15 protein-coding genes and 1 riboswitch are annotated in these 17,693 nt (G+C 35.0%); of the genes, 3 read left to right on the top strand and 12 right to left on the bottom strand.

Annotated features, from left to right (window positions below; genetic code table 11):
- Nucleotides 1–488: 488 nt before the first annotated feature.
- Together AC3E9W_RS05075 and AC3E9W_RS05070 are read right to left on the bottom strand one after the other, a co-directional pair.
- Complete coding sequence (locus AC3E9W_RS05075; RefSeq protein ID WP_488767268.1) at nucleotides 489–1,079, bottom strand: outer membrane beta-barrel protein; 591 nt, start codon at nucleotides 1,077–1,079, stop codon at nucleotides 489–491.
- 229 nt (nucleotides 1,080–1,308) lie between these two features.
- Nucleotides 1,309–1,887: an outer membrane beta-barrel protein gene (locus AC3E9W_RS05070; RefSeq protein WP_306155830.1), complete on the bottom strand. Its 579-nt coding sequence runs from the start codon at nucleotides 1,885–1,887 to the stop codon at nucleotides 1,309–1,311.
- Between the two features lie 147 nt (nucleotides 1,888–2,034).
- Here AC3E9W_RS05070 and gldA point away from each other — a divergent pair, with 147 nt between their 5' ends.
- On the top strand, nucleotides 2,035–2,931 hold the full coding sequence (gldA, locus tag AC3E9W_RS05065; RefSeq protein ID WP_488767266.1) for a gliding motility-associated ABC transporter ATP-binding subunit GldA: 897 nt from the start codon (nucleotides 2,035–2,037) through the stop codon (nucleotides 2,929–2,931).
- A 398-nt stretch (nucleotides 2,932–3,329) separates the two neighbouring features.
- Nucleotides 3,330–5,447 (top strand): TonB-dependent receptor domain-containing protein, encoded by a 2,118-nt coding sequence (locus tag AC3E9W_RS05060; RefSeq protein ID WP_488767264.1) that lies wholly within the window; start codon nucleotides 3,330–3,332, stop codon nucleotides 5,445–5,447.
- Between the two features lie 91 nt (nucleotides 5,448–5,538).
- On the opposite strand, the gene AC3E9W_RS05055 is transcribed toward AC3E9W_RS05060, so the two are convergent.
- The 5 genes from AC3E9W_RS05055 to metH form a co-directional block, all read right to left on the bottom strand.
- A complete protein-coding gene (locus AC3E9W_RS05055; RefSeq protein ID WP_488767262.1) occupies nucleotides 5,539–6,939 on the bottom strand; it encodes a pyridoxal phosphate-dependent decarboxylase family protein in 1,401 nt (466 codons plus the stop codon).
- Nucleotides 6,940–7,041: 102 nt separating this feature from the next.
- Nucleotides 7,042–8,265 carry a dicarboxylate/amino acid:cation symporter gene (locus AC3E9W_RS05050; protein ID WP_488767261.1) on the bottom strand — a complete coding sequence of 408 codons (1,224 nt, stop codon included), beginning with the start codon at nucleotides 8,263–8,265 and terminating at the stop codon, nucleotides 7,042–7,044.
- Between the two features lie 78 nt (nucleotides 8,266–8,343).
- The gene (locus AC3E9W_RS05045) at nucleotides 8,344–9,012 is read right to left on the bottom strand and encodes a class I SAM-dependent methyltransferase (protein ID WP_488767259.1); all 669 of its coding nucleotides are present in this window, start codon (nucleotides 9,010–9,012) and stop codon (nucleotides 8,344–8,346) included.
- Nucleotides 9,013–9,144: 132 nt separating this feature from the next.
- Nucleotides 9,145–10,101, bottom strand: coding sequence for a methylenetetrahydrofolate reductase [NAD(P)H] (gene metF / locus AC3E9W_RS05040; RefSeq protein ID WP_488767258.1), 957 nt, complete (start codon nucleotides 10,099–10,101; stop codon nucleotides 9,145–9,147).
- A 91-nt stretch (nucleotides 10,102–10,192) separates the two neighbouring features.
- On the bottom strand, nucleotides 10,193–12,868 hold the full coding sequence (metH, locus tag AC3E9W_RS05035) for a methionine synthase (protein WP_488767256.1): 2,676 nt from the start codon (nucleotides 12,866–12,868) through the stop codon (nucleotides 10,193–10,195).
- 373 nt (nucleotides 12,869–13,241) lie between these two features.
- On the opposite strand from metH, the gene AC3E9W_RS05030 reads away from it, so the two are divergent.
- Nucleotides 13,242–13,451, top strand: coding sequence for a hypothetical protein (locus tag AC3E9W_RS05030; RefSeq protein WP_488767254.1), 210 nt, complete (start codon nucleotides 13,242–13,244; stop codon nucleotides 13,449–13,451).
- Here AC3E9W_RS05030 and AC3E9W_RS05025 read toward each other — a convergent pair.
- From AC3E9W_RS05025 to AC3E9W_RS05005, 5 genes are all read right to left on the bottom strand, one after another.
- Nucleotides 13,443–14,444, bottom strand: a complete 1,002-nt coding sequence (locus tag AC3E9W_RS05025; RefSeq protein WP_488767253.1) for a homocysteine S-methyltransferase family protein — start codon at nucleotides 14,442–14,444, stop codon at nucleotides 13,443–13,445. The genes AC3E9W_RS05030 and AC3E9W_RS05025 overlap by 9 nt on opposite strands.
- Before the next feature lie 336 nt (nucleotides 14,445–14,780).
- Nucleotides 14,781–14,896, bottom strand: a riboswitch (SAM riboswitch).
- A gap of 248 nt (nucleotides 14,897–15,144) precedes the next feature.
- Nucleotides 15,145–15,279, bottom strand: coding sequence for a hypothetical protein (locus AC3E9W_RS05020; RefSeq protein WP_262700154.1), 135 nt, complete (start codon nucleotides 15,277–15,279; stop codon nucleotides 15,145–15,147).
- Nucleotides 15,280–15,835: 556 nt separating this feature from the next.
- Entirely contained in the window at nucleotides 15,836–16,129 is a 294-nt protein-coding gene (locus AC3E9W_RS05015) for a type II toxin-antitoxin system RelE/ParE family toxin (protein ID WP_306155821.1), read from the bottom strand.
- Complete coding sequence (locus AC3E9W_RS05010) at nucleotides 16,120–16,347, bottom strand: hypothetical protein (RefSeq protein ID WP_488767250.1); 228 nt, start codon at nucleotides 16,345–16,347, stop codon at nucleotides 16,120–16,122. Before AC3E9W_RS05010 ends, AC3E9W_RS05015 begins: the two co-directional genes overlap by 10 nt.
- Before the next feature lie 170 nt (nucleotides 16,348–16,517).
- On the bottom strand, nucleotides 16,518–17,570 hold the full coding sequence (locus tag AC3E9W_RS05005; protein ID WP_345142612.1) for an NAD(P)/FAD-dependent oxidoreductase: 1,053 nt from the start codon (nucleotides 17,568–17,570) through the stop codon (nucleotides 16,518–16,520).
- Nucleotides 17,571–17,693: the final 123 nt, after the last annotated feature.

Here is a 17,693-nt window from a genome sequence, read left to right as displayed (position 1 = left end):
TAAAGGTCAAAAATACGTTTTATTCGCCACGAATTCACGAATTTTTATAAATCATTGCGTATAAAATTATTCGTGAATTCGTGGCAAAAAATCTAAACGTGAGTTATGGAAAAATCATTATAAGATTGTGGTATCTGAGATAATTTTTGTTTTTTATGCCAACAAATGAGACTGAATTTAGTTATGATTCGTTTCGGTTTCACTTTAGTTGGCATTATTTTTAAAGTTTGCAAAGAATAAAAGAAACTATAAATCCTAAAACAAACCATATTACTCTGGTAATTAGAGCCTCTCTGTTTATTTCTTCTTTTTCAATATTTCTAACTTTCATGGCTTTTTGATTTAATATTTTTGATACGCAAAATTATAGCGAACAGAAAAAGAAAATAGACTTTAAAAAGTAATAAAATAACTCAATAAAATAATTTTCCTTATACATAAAAAAAGCGCTCCAATTGGAACGCTTTCTGATATATAAAAATCTGAAATTAGAAGTTTTTAGAAACTCCGATAGAGAATGACTGTCCGAAATTAAATCCAAATGTTTTCGTTTTAAAACTAGTTCCAGAAGCGGTATCATTATTTAAAGAGGAATAATTTAATCCTCCGATATTAAAGTTCAATCCAAAGCCTTTTGAAATATCGATAAAAATCGCTGGCGTTATCCCTGCATAAAATCCATCACTATCATTGTAAGTCTGACCTAAAGCATTTTTATTTGTTTCTTTTCTATTTTTATAACCTACACCTAAATCTGCATAAGCAGAAAAAATACTACCTAACGGCTTAGTGTATCGCAAAAAACCTCCAAACCCATAAACTTGATCTTTATATTGACTGTCATCATAATAATCTTGTTTAGTATTCAAAATATTAGCTTCAATACCAGCAGTCCAGTTTTCATGAAATTGATAACCAACCTTTGGCTGAAAACCAAAATAGTTTTGTTTGGTTTCTGAATTTGAATTTGAATTCTTTTGAGAATTGAATGTAACATTTCCCATAACTAAAATAGAGCCCTTTTGAGCATTTGCATAACTACATATAGCTAACGCAAGAATAAGTAACATTTTTTTCATAAAAATTTATTTAAAGTTCATACATATTTCACAACAACAATGCCACTATGCTTAATCATTCTAAACACAAAATTGTAAATACCTAATTATCAGAGCTTTAAAAAGTAAGAAAAATCTTTTTTTAACATATAGGAGATTTATTACAGATTCCGAAACATTAAATTTACATAAAGCACAAAAAAAGCGCTCCGTTTGGAGCGCTTTCTGAAATTGAATATAAAACTTAAGATTAGAAGTTTTTAGAAATTCCAATGTTAAATGTTTGTCCGAAGTTGAAGTTAAATCTGTTTACATCTGGACCATTGTTATCGTAGCTTAATGTATCGTAAGACAATCCACCGATACTGAAGTTAAGACCAAAACCTTTTTGCATGTTGATGAAAAGAGCAGGAACAACGCCAATGTACATTCCGTCAGCTTTAGCTTTAGAATAGTTGTTTCCAACGTAGTCTTTTTCAGTTCTGTTTTGGAAACCAGCTCCTAAATCTGCAAAAACAGAGAAAGTTTGGCTTAATGGCATTGTATAACGTACAAATGCACCAAATTTAGAAGTGTTTGTTTTGTATTCGTTTACTCCTTGATCATCTTTTGAAGACGCAACTGTAAATTCACCTCCAACAGTCCAGTTTTCGTGGAATTGGTAACCTACTTTTGGAGAAAAACTAAATTCGTTTGTTTTTCTTTCACCAACATTGAAGTCAGTAGTTTCAGAAGTGTATCCGATGTTTCCACCTACTAATACTGTTCCTTTTTGTGCGTTTGCAAAACTGCAGATAGCTAAAGCAGCTATCACTAACATTTTTTTCATTTGGGCTTTTATTTAAAATTTATGTTTCCTTTAACAACAACAGTGCCGTGAATTGGGAACTTTATATTTTTTTTAAGAAATACTTTAAAAGCCAAAATGTAGCAATCGAAAGGAATTCTCGTTACTTTTGTAGCAAATAAAAAGTCCATGTCAATAGAAGTAAACAACATATCAAAAAGTTACGGAACACAAAAAGCATTAAATTCAATTTCATTTTCGATTAAGAAAGGAGAAATTGTTGGATTTTTAGGTCCAAATGGAGCAGGAAAATCTACTTTAATGAAAATTTTGACCACTTATTTATTGGCAGACGAAGGCTCAGCCCTTGTAAATAGTCACGATGTCATGACAAATCAAAAGGAAGTTCAACGCTCTATCGGTTACTTGCCAGAACACAATCCGTTATATTTAGATTTGTATGTTCGTGAGTATTTGGCATTTAATGCTGATGTTTATAACGTGTCAAAATCAAGAATTGAAGAGGTAATTCAACTGACAGGACTGACACCAGAAAGCCATAAAAAAATTGGCCAGCTCTCTAAAGGATACCGCCAACGTGTTGGATTAGCAAATGCTTTGCTTCACGATCCAGAAGTTTTAATTTTGGACGAACCAACTACCGGACTGGATCCTAACCAGTTAATGGAAATTCGTAATGTGATTAAAAATGCTGGAAAAAATAAAACAGTTTTTTTATCGACACACATTATGCAAGAAGTTGAAGCGATTTGCGATCGTGTCATAATTATTGACAAAGGACAAATTGTTGCCGACAATAAATTAGACCATTTGGTTACTGCCGATAAAGAGCAAGTTATTGAAGTTGAGTTCGATTACAAAGTTGAAGAACAACTGTTGGCTAAACTAGAAAACATTTCTTCGTACGTAAATACTCATGACATGACATGGGAACTGACTTTTATTACCGAAAAAGATATGCGACCAGCTATTTTTGACTTTGCCAACGCAAATGGATTAAAAACACTACAATTGAATCAGAAAAATAAAAATCTGGAAGCTGTATTTAGAGAAATTACAAAATAAGGTTCTAAGTTGCTAAGCTTCTAAGCTACTTAGATTTCAAGTTTTTTATGAAAAAGCGGTTTGTTTTGAACGTAAAACAAAACCGCTTTTTTATTTTTCTTTTCATTCTTTTCTCTATAAATCAGTCAATTATCTTTTTTCTTTAAAAAATAATTATTATTTTTATTTAGACTTGTTATAAATAGTATTATATTTGGCAAATCAAATTTTAAATGCCACGGTATGTTACGTACACTCCTTATCCTAAAAAAACTTATTTCAACTGTTTCAAATCAATCGATAAATCTTCAAAAAAGGTTTTCAGACAAATTAGAACAAATTGTACTGCAATAAATTCTGATTTAAAAATTACAAGATTATGTTCTAGCCTCGGTTAGAATCGCCAAATTTAAAACAGCATGAAAAATATTATAACCTCCATAATGCTTGCTTTTTCGGTATATGGATATTCTCAAACAGAAAAAGAAACTGACAGTATTGTTGAAACAACTATAAATGCTTTAGATGAAATTGTGATTAGTAAGAAGAAAGTACTTTACACTCAAAAATCAGATCGTCTTGTTTTTAATGTAGAAAACAGCATCGTTTCTGAAGGCGGAACAGCTCTTGATGTTTTATCGCGTGCGCCTGGCGTTGTGGTATCTCAAGATGGCGATTTATCTATTCGCGGTCAGCAAGGTGTTGCGGTAATGATCAATGGTAAATTGACACAGCTTTCTCAAAAAGAATTAGCCAATTATTTAAAAGCTACAACTTCATCCAATATTAAACAAATTGAAGTAATTACTAATCCTTCTTCTAAATACGATGCGGCAGGAAAAGCTGGTATTATTAATATCATTCTAAAGAAACCAAATGCTGAAGGCTTAAAAGGAACTGCATTTGCCAGTTACGGAAGAGGACGTAAAAACAGAACCAATTCTGGTTTTAATTTAAATTATAATAAAGATAAATGGGGCGTTTTCGGAAATTACAGTTATACTTTCCGTGGCGAAGAAGAGCGTAAAAAATTCAATCAGACTCAATATACAGATCTTACGCATCAGCAAATTGCGTCTACAAATCATCAGACCTCTATTACAGATGAGCCTCTTACTTCTAATAATTTCAAAATTGGAACGCAATATGAAGTTTCTCCTAAAACTAATTTAGAGTTTTATGTAGATGCTAAAATCGGACGCTATGAAAATATGGCCGACGGAACCAATACGGTTCTTAATACTTCAAACCAGCCTATTTTTGATGCTTTAACGTATAACGACAGCAAAGAAAAATGGAACGATTATACGTATGCTTTTTCTGGTACGCATAAATTTAATGACGAAGGAAAAAATATGAATTTTGATTTTGAATATGAAACGTCTAAGTTTAGATCTAACCAATTTCAAAGTGCAGATAATACTGCGAATGCTACTGCTGTAAACGATCGTCGCGGCTATATTCCTTCTCAGTTAAAAGTTTTTACCGGAAAAATTGATTTTGTAAATCCGTTTAAGGAAAAGCAATCTATTGAGTGGGGTTTTAAAGCCAGCGTTAAAAACAATGACAATCCATCAGTTTACGAATATTACGAAAACAACGAATGGTTAATCGATTTTAATTCGACCAATCATTTTGAATACAACGAACAGATTTACGCTGCTTACGCCAACTATAAATTTCAGTTAGAAAAATTAAACATTCAAGCTGGTTTAAGAAGTGAGTATACGGCAATCAATATCGATCAGAAAACTTTAAACGAAGAGCATAAAGATGATTATTTAAAATGGTTTCCGAGTCTTTCTTTAAAATATGAATTCACCAGCAACCATTCTGCACACGCTTCTTACAGTAAAAGAATCAATAGACCAAGCCAGTTTGATTTGAATCCGTTTCGTTTTTACGATGATTCCTTCAATTATTCGCAGGGAAATCCAAATTTGATTCCTGAGATTACGAACGCTATGGAAATTGGCTATGCTTGGAAAAGTAATTTTATGGCTTCTGTTTATTTTAATAGCACGAAAGATGTTTTTACAGAAGTGTACAACTATAATCCAGACAATAATACAACCGTTACAACTCAAATAAACGTTGACAAATCATATAATTACGGAATCAATATCACAAACACAGCTGAGTTGAACAAATGGTGGTCTGTAAACACTTTATTCAATGTTTTTGAGAATAAATTTATGGCTGACATTTTAAACAGCAACACAATTGATCCCATAATGACCTTAAATGTAAGCGTTCAGAATTCTTTTACTATAACAGAAACCCTGAAAGCAGAAGGAAATGCTCAATATCAGTCAAAATCGAATCTTGGCGTTTACGAGAGAGACGCTTTCTTTGATTTCAGCATCGGAATTTCTAAACAGGTTTTAGCTAAAAAAGGAAGTATCAAACTCAATTTTACCGATGTTTTCAATACCAATAATTTCTACATTAAATCTGCAGTTGCGCAAACGACTATTGATAAAAGATATGATCTGGACAATCGTATAGCGACAATTGCATTTACATACCGCATATAAAGTTTCGTTCTTTAAATACCTTGTTTTTTGTTTTTTTTTGTGTTAGTCAAGAGCCTGTTCCTTCAAACAGGCTCTTCTACATTTAAATAGTTTATATTCTCGAAAGCACTTCTCGCATTTCCTGAATTACAAGTTTAATATCATTTTCTGTTGTACGCCAGTTTACAAATGAAGCTCTAATTCCTTTTTTGTTTTGATAAACTGTCGGCGTCATAAATACTTTTCCGGTATCGTTCAAATCAGACAAAAATTGGCTTACTTTTTCCTGATTGTGTTCTCCTTTTAGTGTGAAGCAAACATTATTTAAACGAATTGGTGCTAAAAGCTCAAAATCATTTTCTATTAAAGCATTTCCAAAGTGCAAAGCTAATGCTGTACTGCTCTCAATAATATCTCTGAAACCTTCTTTTCCATACGCTTTAAGCGAAAACCACGCTGGCAGCGCACGCAGACGGCGAGAGTTTTCAGGAAGTACATTTAGATAATTAAAATTCTCCAAAGCATTTCCTAAATAAGGCGCATTTGAATTTTGAAATGTTTCAATCTGCAGGTTTATATGTTCTTTTTTAATTAAAAAGAAAGCACTTTCATAAGGCACATTCAGCCATTTATGACAATCAATCGTGATACTGTCGGCTCCTTCCCAGCCTTTTACCAGATGCTTATATTTATCTGAAACTGCTGCAAATCCGCCAAAAGCGCCATCGATATGCCACCAGAAATTGTATTTTTCTTTTAAAGCCGCAATCGCTTCAAAATCATCAAAATCGGCCGTATTTACTGTTCCTGCGCTTGAAATTAGAATAAAAGGCTTCCCATTTAATTTCTTGATGTTTTCTTCTAAATCAGTAATATCAAGAGCTTCACGATTGCCTTCAATGGTTTTTACTGTCGTATAATTTTGGCTTCCAATTCCTAAAAGTGACAAACATTTTACAGAAGAAGAATGTGGAGTTGCTGTGAGAATATTGATGGGTTCTGAAATTCCGTTTTTAGCAAAATCTTTTCCAAACTGAGCTCCAAACCATTGTCTGGCAACGCCAAGAGAAGTAAAGTTTGACATCGTCGCACCTGTAACAAATCCGCCTAAAAAGTCATCTGGAAGATTTAACAGCTGTAATAATAAATGAATCGTTTCAAACTCAATAAAAGCCGACGCCCCACCTTGTGCTTTTACTGCCTGCGTATTCTGATCGTAAACAGCCGCCAGCCAGTCACCTACGATAGATGCCGGAGTAGAACCGCCTGTAACAAAACCCCAATATCTTGGTCCCGAAGAAGAAACCATCAATGGCGCTAGTCTTTCATTAAACTCTTTTAAGGCTTCGATCGAACCTAAACCCAATTCGTTTAAAACGCTTTTTGGATCAATTGTGTACGTATTAGACGTTGGAATATTTTCGATAGCATTTAGAAAATCAATTCCCTGCTGTTTTGTTTTTTCTAAAATGGTATCAAAATCATTGAGATCTTGCTGTAAAATTGAATTCATATTATATAGTATTAAATCTCTTTGTCAGACTGAACAAAGTCGAAGCCTTAACATAAGAGGAAAATATTTTAAATTAATTATTTGAGGTGTTTTAAAGTGAAGCTACCACTTCGTTTTTTCTGAGAATCTGGACACCAGCATCGATGAAATTACATCGCCGTTTGCATTTAATAATGTTGCAATTGGATCAACCAAAGTTCCTAAAATCATGGCTACTGGCAAAGCTTGTTCCATTGGAAATCCATAAACCGTAATAGCTAAAACTTCTCCTATGTAACCGCCATTCGGAATTCCGCCTTCGACAATAGAAACAATTATGGTAATTCCTAATGCCAAGAGAATTGTTGAAGGTTCTGTGAAATCTTTTCCAAACATGGCAAACAGAAAAGTAATTTTTAAAATAGATGACATGCTCGATCCATCTTTGTGCAAAGGCGCTCCAAGCGGAATTACGAGATTTCGAACATGCGCTGGAATTCCCATTTTTTGTGCTGCATCCAAATTAGCTGGAATCGTTGCAATACTGCTACAGGTTCCTATAGCGGTTAAAGACGGCGTAATATTATTGCTCCAAAAAACTTTGAAAGCTCTTTTTCCGCCCGCAATAATCGCATATAAACTGAAAAATGTAAAGAAATAGAAAATACAAGCCGCATAATAAACTGCCATAGGTTTTGCATAAACCCCAAACAACTGCGGCCCGAAAATACCAACCTGATACGCAAAATAAGCTCCAAGTCCGATTGGTGCAAATTTCATGATGATGTTTAAAAGCTGTTTCATGACTTCGTTTCCAGAATCCAGAAAACTTTTAAATGCGTTTCCTCTTTCTCCCGACTGCAGAGTCGCGAAACCAATTAAAAATGAAAATATAATGAGTGCCAGCATGCTTTTTCTGGACAATAATTCGAAGAAATCGTTTGTAGTAACCAGCTTTGCAATCTGATCGCCTACCGAACCTGTTTGAACATTTTCAAACGGAATTTTCGCTATAGCAATATCTTCATGAATTGGAAAAAGATAAACGGCAAAAATCATTACAATTGCCGAAATCAAAAGTGTCGAAAGGAAAACCAAAATCATTATTAAGAATAATTTTCCGAGCTTTTCTTTCTGTTCTAAATTGGCAATCGAAGAACCGATCGTAAAAAAAATCAATGGAATAATCGCTGTAAAAAGTAAGTTCAGAAAAATATCTCCAATTGGTTTTATTACCAATACTTTTTCTCCGAACACCAATCCGAAAATACTGCCGATAATGATACCGCCAAGAAGTAAAAGAATACTGCTGTAACTTTGTAGAAAATTGATTTTTTTTACTTCCATAATTTAAAAGTATTACAATTTAGAAACCAAAATGGAACAATGAAAGTACTTAAAAGCAACTAAATTTAATGCCGCAGATTAAAATGATTTAAAAGACTTTTCTAAGACAATAGTGGTAAAAGCCCTGTCAACCAGTTCGCCTGTTTTGTTTTTTATTTTTTCGGTCTGAGTTTCTTTGTAAACAATTTTAAAATCAGATTTTGCAATTAAATCCTGCGCTTTTTCTGTGCTGTAAAGTTCGAACTCAAATTGCGTAAACGGCAGTTTTTTCATGAAATCTTCTTCAGCAAAAGTCAGACAGAAATTACCATTTGGTTTTAAAACTCTGTAAATTTCTGAAAGTAAATCTTCTGGTTTCTGCCAAAAATAAATCGTATTTACTGTGAATACTTTATCGAAAGTTTCATCTTCAAAAGGAATTTTATTTCCGTCATAAAGAGAAAAGAAAGCCTGTTTTTGAGAAACAAAATTTCGGTTGATCTTACGTGCTTCCTGAAACATCAAGTCCGACATTTCGAGTCCGTAATATTTTAAGTCTTTGGCTTGTTCGAAAAGAAATTCTACATGGCCAGCGTTTCCGTGACCTAATTCAAGAATTTTATTTTCTTTTAAAATATTTAAATTTTGGATGGAATGTTTGGTCATAGTGATGTTCGTTTCGTTCATCATATTGCCCATTTCAATTCCTTTTTCTCCAGAAGGATGTTTCAATTGAGAAGCTATGGCTTGTAATTCTTCGTCTTTCATGATATGAAAATTTTAAACTTCTAAATTAAACAATTCCACGTTATGTTTGTCATTGCGAGGAACGAAGCAACCACATTTACAAAATCAGCAAAGAAAATACCTCGTGAGCTTGCTTCGTTCCTCGCAATGACGTTAAAAAACCTGACTAGCAATCTGTCTGATATTCTCCGATTTACCCATTGAATAATAGTGTAAAAATGGAACTCCAGCTGCTTTTAACTCCAATGACTGCTGAACCGCCCACTCGATTCCGACTTGTTTGATTTCAGCGTTATTTTTGCATTTGTCTACCGCATCGATTAAATCTTCTGGCAAATCGATTCTAAAAATTTGTGGTAAAACTTGTAAATGTCTTTGAACTGCAATTGGCTTAATTCCAGGAATAATTGGAATTGTGATCCCCATTTCTCTTGCTTTTTCTACGAAAGCAAAATATTTAGCATTATCAAAAAACATCTGCGTTACCACATAATCAGCTCCTGCATCAACCTTTTCTTTTAATCTTTTTAAATCCGATTGTAAAGAAGGAGATTCTAAATGTTTTTCTGGATAACCTGCAACTCCAATACAGAAATCAGCTCTATTATCGGTATCGATTACTTCGTGCAAGTATTGTCCGCAGTTTAAATTTTTAATTTGTTTTACTAAATCAATTGCATAATGATTTCCGCCTGCTTTTGGCGTAAAAGACTGTTCATCTTTCATAGCATCGCCGCGAAGCGCCATTACGTTATTGATTCCTAAATAATGACAATCAACCAGCACATATTCGGTTTCTTCTTTGGTAAAACCGCCGCAAAGCAAATGCGGAACTGTATCGACATTGTATTTATGTTTTATAGAAGCGCAAATTCCAAGCGTTCCAGGACGCATACGAGTCAGTTTTTTGTCTAAAAGTCCGTTTCCTTTATCAATGTAAATGTATTCTTCGCGAGAAGTCGTTACATCAATAAACGGCGGATTAAACTCCATCAACGGATCGATATTATCGTATAATTCCTGAATGCTTTTCCCCTTTTGAGGCGGAATAATTTCAAATGAGAATAATGTTTTTCCTTTGGCGTTTTCTATATGTTCTGTTACTTTCATTCTTTATTTTTGGTTTTAAAGTTTCAGGTTTCAGGTTTCAAGTTCTCTACAGTAAACTTGAAACTTTAAACATGAAACTAAAATAACTTTGTTAGTCTGCTATATTAGGATTTAACCATTTTTGAGCGTATTCTAGTGGCACATTTCGGCGTTTAGCGTAATCTGTCACCTGATCTTCTTTTATTTTTCCGAGACCAAAATATCGGCTTTTCGGATTTCCGAAATAATATCCCGAAACCGAAGAAGCTGGCCACATCGCCATACTTTCTGTCAACTTCACTCCCGTTTGTTTTTCAACATCCAAAAGCTTCCAAATCGTTGGTTTCTCCAAGTGATCTGGACAAGCAGGATAGCCTGGAGCCGGACGGATTCCTTTATAAGATTCTTTAATTAATTCTTCGTTAGTTAAAGACTCTTCTGAGTCGTAACCCCAGAAATCTTTACGCACTCTCTCGTGAAGATATTCGGCGAAAGCCTCAGCAAAACGATCGGCAAGCGCTTTAACCATAATGGAATTATAATCGTCAAGATTCTTTTCGTATTCTGCAGCCCATTCGTCAACTCCAAAACCTGTTGTTACGCAGAAAGCTCCCATATAATCATCGATACCGCTTTCTTTTGGCAGAATAAAATCGGCTAAAGCGGGATTTGGTGCGCCTTTTGTTTTTTGAGATTGTACTCTTAAAGTCAAAAACTTCTCCAAAACTTTTCCGTTTTCATCGCGCAATTCGATATCATCGTCGTCAACTTGATTGCAAGGGAAAATTCCGTAAATACCTTTTGCTTTTAGTTTTTTCTCTTCCAAAATCACTTTCAGCATTGCTTGAGCATCGTTGAAAACAGAAGTTGCTTGTTCACCCACAACCTCATCGGTTAAAATCGCTGGATATTTTCCATACAATTCCCAAGTCTGGAAAAATGGTGTCCAGTCGATATACGGAACCAAAACATCTAGTTCCACTTCAACGACTTGTGCACCAATTTTCTTCGGTTTCGTCGGAGTATATTCACTCCAGTCCAATTGCAATTTGTTTTTACGGGCATCTTCAATTGTCAAGAAATTTTTATCTCTCGAACGATTTAAAAATGTTTCTCTGAAATTGTCATATTCTGCACGAATATCAGCTGCATATATTTTTCGGTTATGATCTAACAGGTTTCCGGCAACGGTAACGGCTCTAGAAGCATCGTTTACGTGAATTACCGTTTCTCTGTATTGAGGCGCAATTTTCACGGCTGTATGCGCGCGTGAAGTGGTTGCCCCACCAATCATAATCGGGATTTTAATTCCTTGTTTATCTAATTCTTTGGCCAAATAAACCATTTCGTCAAGCGAAGGCGTGATTAGTCCGCTTAGACCGATAATGTCTACTTCATGTTCAATCGCCGCTGCAATGATTTTCTCCGGAGGAACCATTACACCTAAGTCAACAATCTCGTAATTATTACAAGCCAAAACTACCGAAACGATGTTTTTTCCAATATCATGAACGTCGCCTTTTACAGTCGCCATCAGGATTTTTCCGTTTCCTTGTTTGTCACCAGCTTGTTTGCTTTCTTCAATAAAAGGCAATAAATAAGCCACCGCTTTTTTCATTACACGAGCCGATTTTACAACCTGAGGTAAGAACATCTTTCCGCTTCCGAATAAATCTCCTACCACATTCATTCCAGCCATCAAATTGATTTCGATAACTTCAATTGGTTTTGTCGCTGCCAGACGTGCTTCTTCTACATCTTCTTCAATAAAAGCATCAATCCCTTTTACCAAAGAGTGTGTAATACGATCCTGAACCGATCCTAAACGCCATTCCTGAACCGCTTTTTCGTCACTTTTTACTTCGCCTTTTACATTTTCTGCAAAATCTAAAAGTCGTTCTGTCGCATCGTCGCGTCTATCTAAAATTACGTCTTCAACGTGTTCTAATAAATCTTTCGGAATATCATCGTAAATCGTCAACATTTCTGGGTTTACGATTCCCATCGTCATTCCATTTTTGATCGCGTGGTACAAGAAAACCGAGTGCATCGCTTCACGTACGACATCATTTCCTCTAAATGAAAACGAAACGTTACTCACTCCACCACTGATATGCGCGTGTGGAAGGTTTTCACGAACCCATTTTGTCCCTCTAAAGAAGTCCAATGCATTCAATCTGTGCTCTTCCATTCCGGTTGCTACCGGAAAAATATTCAAATCGAAAATGATATCCTGAGGCGGAAAATTTACTTTGTTTACCAAAATATCATACGAACGCTGACAAATCTCGACTCTTCGATCGTAATTATCTGCCTGACCAACTTCGTCAAAAGCCATCACAATCGCTGCCGCACCGTAACGTTTGATTAATTTTGCATGATGAATAAAAGCTTCTTCTCCTTCTTTTAACGAAATGGAGTTTACAACACTTTTTCCCTGAACTACTTTTAATCCCGCTTCGATAATTTCCCATTTCGAACTGTCGATCATAATCGGCACTCTCGAAATATCTGGTTCTGCTGCAATTAAATTCATGAATTTAGTCATGGCCGTTACACCATCCAACATTCCTTCATCCATATTGATATCGATAATCTGCGCTCCTCCTTCTACCTGCTGTCTTGCGATATCAAGTGCCTCATCATACTTCTCTTCCTTGATTAATCGAAGGAATTTTCGCGAACCCGTTACATTCGTACGCTCCCCAACGTTTACAAAAACACTTTCGGGCGTAATAATCAACGGTTCTAATCCTGATAATACAAGGTCTCTTCTTTTTTCAGTCATTTTCTTTAAGGTACTAAGTTCCTAATCTTCTTAGGTTCTGAGTTTTTATTCTTATTCTTTATTTCTTTCCTGCAAGGTTTTTGAAACCTTGTAGGTATTTATGTTTTCATTTTTATTTTGGGCGTGTCCCGCTTGAAAAAAGCGGGTCGGGCTATCCGTTGCAAGTCCTCGCTCTTCCTTCGTCAGGCTGTGGGCTTTCCACTTCTATCCCTCACGCAAACTCGGTTTCATAATAAATTATATTTCTCCGAAACTTTAATATTTTTCTTTTGCTGGCGCGAGCGTCACGCTCGTGCACGTTCAATGCTATTTTTATCTTAAATCTTACTTTGTAGGCACGAGCTGGAAGCTCGCGTCAGCGGATGAATATTATATGCACCGTTCCTATGAAACTCATTTCTTCGATCGTCTCTTCAACGGAATAAATTCCGTTGCTACAAAATCGGTCGTTCCTACGGAACTTTTTTTGCTTTTGGCTAACCTGCAAGGTTTTCAAAACCTTGTAGGTTTGTACTCTTTATACATCAACAAATCATACCTACAAGGTTTTGAAAACCTTGCAGGAAACGAAACGTTACTCTAAAACCGGTGCCACTCTAGGCTTATAATCCTTCGCAACCTCAGCCATTAATCGGATATGATCTGGCGTTGTTCCGCAACAACCACCGATGATATTAATTAAATTATCTTCTAAATATTCTCTGATGAAAACCTGAGTTTGTTCTGGTGTTTCATCGTATTGTCCGAATGCGTTTGGTAATCCTGCATTTGGATGCGCTGAAACATTAAAACTTGTATGCTGTGCTAATGTTTTTAAATATGGTTTCAACAAATCGGCTCCTAAAGCGCAATTGAAACCAACGCTCAATAACGGAATATGCGAAACTGAAATCAGAAATGCCTCAACGGTTTGTCCAGAAAGTGTTCTTCCTGAAGCGTCGGTAATCGTTCCTGAAACCATAATTGGCACATCGATATTGCGTTCGTCTTTTACTTCTTCGATTGCAAAAAGTGCTGCTTTTGCGTTTAAAGTATCGAAAATGGTTTCTACTAAAAGTAAGTCGCAACCGCCATCTAATAGGGCTTCAACTTGTTGTTTGTAAGCAATTCTTAAATCGTCAAATGTTACGGCTCTGTAACCCGGATCGTTTACGTCTGGTGACATACTTGCCGTACGGTTTGTTGGCCCAATTGAACCGGCTACGAAACGTGGCTTTGCTGGATTTTTAGCTGTGAATTCGTCGGCTACTTCACGGGCGATTCTTGCTGATTCGTAGTTTAATTCGTAAACCAAATCTTCCATGAAATAATCGGCCATACCGATTGTAGTTCCAGAGAAAGTGTTGGTTTCTACGATATCTGCTCCTGCTTCGTAATACGCAGCGTGTACAGCACGTATTGCATGTGGTTGTGTAAGTGATAATAAATCGTTATTTCCTTTTAACGGATGTGGAAAGTCTTTGAAACGTTCGCCACGGAAATCTTCTTCTGAGAAGTTGTAGCGTTGTAACATGGTTCCCATTGCTCCGTCTAGAATCAGGATTCTTTCTTTTATTGCTTGTTGTATTGTTGACATATTTTTTTGTTGTTAGCTGCTAAGACACTAAGGCGCTAAGTTGCTAAGCTTTTTTAATTCTACTTTCGATTTTAAACCCGACAGGTTTTAAAACCTGTCGGGTTTATTCGTTATGTTGATTTTTTTGTTTCTAAAAGTTCACAATTGATGGCTTTTTAGCCCCGATGGGAGCAAATATCCTTTTATTCTGGGGTTCAGAATAAAAGATATTGCGGACAGCGGGAACCCATGACGGCAAAAATGCGCCCATGATTCGCTCCTTTCACTAAATGTTATTTCAGTGAAATTATGTTGTAATGTTGTCAGGAAAAGTTTTGAGAAATACTGCTTGTATTTGTGTTATCTATCTTAGTTACTGTGTTTACAGTATAAAGTAGAATTTAGCACCTTCTTTATGGTAAAGGGTTGCTAAGGTTTCATTGGGTCTATCCCTCCGCCTTTCGTGATAACTTTCAATAAAATTATGAACGCTGCAAAGTAACGACATAAAGGCGGTAATTGCAAGTTTTTTTTAAGATTCTGAGCTGCTAAGGTTCTGAGGTTCTAAGTTTTTTTGCAAAGCGAGTAAGTTGCTAAGCTACCAAGGTTCAAAGGTTAAAAACGAAAAGCTCAAACTTATAAATAAAGTTTGAGCTTTTGTCTATTTTTTTGCTGTCGACTCAATAAATTTGAGCGTGTTGTTCTTTTATCAGAAAGCTTTTTAAAAACTTCTGTCCCAATTAAGAAATGTGTCCATGACTTCTTGATGATCTGTAAATTCATTATCTGTCATTTTCATTTCGTTGTCATTTTTGGACTTTTCTTCGAGTAGTGTTTCTTCATCCCATTTGCTCATAGTAGATAATTTTTAATACATTCTTAAAGTTAGCACTTTATATTGATTCTTCAAAATATTATTTTACAATGCAAAGCTAGCATCTCATTATGTCGGGTCAAAGGAAATAAGATTAAGTTAATGTGATGTTTTTTTAAGCTTCTGAGGCGCTAAGGTTCTAAGGGACTAAGGTGAAAAATCTATATTTTGATTTATTTAGTTTTGCAAACACAAAGATTTTAGAACATTGCCCACGGTTTCAACCGTGGGAAACGTGTTTAATTTACGTAGCGTGATTTGCATTGCGTACCCACTGTTGAAACCGTGGGCAATGTTTGAATTTGATTGTTTAATATATGCTCTTGAAGAGAATAATATTTATAGAAAATATTTTAACCATCCGATAAAAGCTCCAGCGGAGCGACACATTATTTAGATAATATCGCTCCGCTGGAGCTATCTAATGGGTATCCATTTCTGTTCTATAAATATGTCATCCCTCTGGGATTCTACAAAATGATAAATAAAAAAAGCCCCAACTTTTAAAAAGTTTGGGCTTAACTATATTTTCTTACTTTTAGTGTTTAGGTTTCTGCTTTGTTCCTCTAAAATTAATAATCTCTACGGTTTCACTTTCTTGAATCACTCTGTAAACCAAATAATTATTTTTATCTATAATTGCTTTGTGTAATGATTTTTTCTTGAGAGATTTTGGAAATTGTTCGGGATTAATTTTAATCTGATTAACAACTTGTTGAATATTATTTTCAAGATTCAAAATTTCTCTAGCTGTCCATTTTGCTTCTAAGTAATCAACAACTTTGTCAAAACCTTTTATGGCTTGAGCTGTCCATAAAATTTTTAATGCCATTTTGAGAATCTTTTCATCACGTCTTCGTGGCTAGTTAATTCTCCTTTATCAGCTTGTTCTATTCCTAATTGGATTTCATCTTGTTCTGATTTGGATAAATCGTCAAACCAATCGTTTTGATTTGCCTTCAATACCAATTCTAGTTTTTCCAATACACTTTCATCTTCTACCTTAACCAACTTTTGGATAAATTGATACTTTCTAGCTTCTAAATTCATGATAATCAAAATTTATATAAACACAAAGATAAGTTTTTTTTAGCTACTAAGGTTCTAAGTTGCTAAGCTCCTGAGTTAAAATTTCGTTTAATAAAAAAAGCCCAAACTTTAAAAGTTTGGGCTTGCTATATAAAAACCTTAGTAGCTTAGTATCTCAGCACCTTAGAAGCTTATACGATTGCTTTCACAACCGCTTTTGGCGCTTCTTTACGTGTTCCATCGAAACCGTCTACTCCAGAAACTGTTGTATATTTCAATACGTATTTTTTACCTGGATTGATGATTCCATACGCTGCTTGACACATTAATGTTGCTTCGTGGAATCCGCAAAGGATTAATTTTAATTTTCCTGGATACGTATTGATATCTCCAATAGCGAAGATTCCTGGAATATTTGTTTGGTAATCTAAAGCATTGTTTACTTTAATCGCATTTTTCTCGATTTCTAATCCCCAGTCTCCAATTGGACCTAATTTTGGTGTTAATCCGAAAAGTGGAATGAAATAGTCACAATCTATTTTACGGTGTGCTCCGTTTTCTTCAATATCTAGAGATTCTACGTGCTCTGCACCGTTGATTCCGATTACTTCTGCCGGAGTAATTAATTTTATTTTTCCAGCTGATTTTAATTCCTGTACTTTTTCTACAGAATCTAAAGCTCCTCTAAATTCATTTCTTCTGTGAATTAAAGTTACTTCTGAAGCTACGTTTGCTAAGAAAATTGACCAGTCTAATGCTGAATCTCCTCCTCCTGCAATAACAACTCTTTTATCTCTAAATTTCTCAGGATTTTTGATGAAGTATTTTACTCCTTTATCTTCATAAAACTCGATATCTTCAATAAGCGGCTTACGAGGCTCAAAACTTCCTAAACCTCCTGCGATAGCGATAACTGGCGCGTGGAATTTAGTTCCTTTATTAGACGTTACGATAAAAGTTCCGTCTTCTTGTTTTTCGATTGTTTCTGCACGCTCTCCTAAAGTAAAACCTGGCTCAAATTGTTTGATTTGCTCCATTAGTCCGTCGATTAGGTCTCCAGCTAAAACTTCTGGGAATCCAGGAATATCATAAATTGGCTTCTTAGGATATAATTCTGAAAGCTGTCCTCCTGCTTGCGGTAAAGCATCTAAGATGTGACATTTCAATTTTAATAATCCTGCCTCGAAAACGGCAAATAAACCTGTTGGTCCTGCTCCAATTATAAGTATATCTGTTTTAATCATTATGGTGTTGTTTATAATCATTCTTAATAACGCAAAGAAACGAATAAATCCTTGTACTTTCAATGATTTTTATCATTTATTTCTTTCCGAAACCTTTTTACTCTCTATTTTAATGACCTTTTA

It is taken from the genome of Flavobacterium sp. 38, from assembly GCF_057799715.1.
Note: the sequence above shows the minus strand (reverse complement) of the source record. Positions and strands in the feature narration are given on the sequence as shown.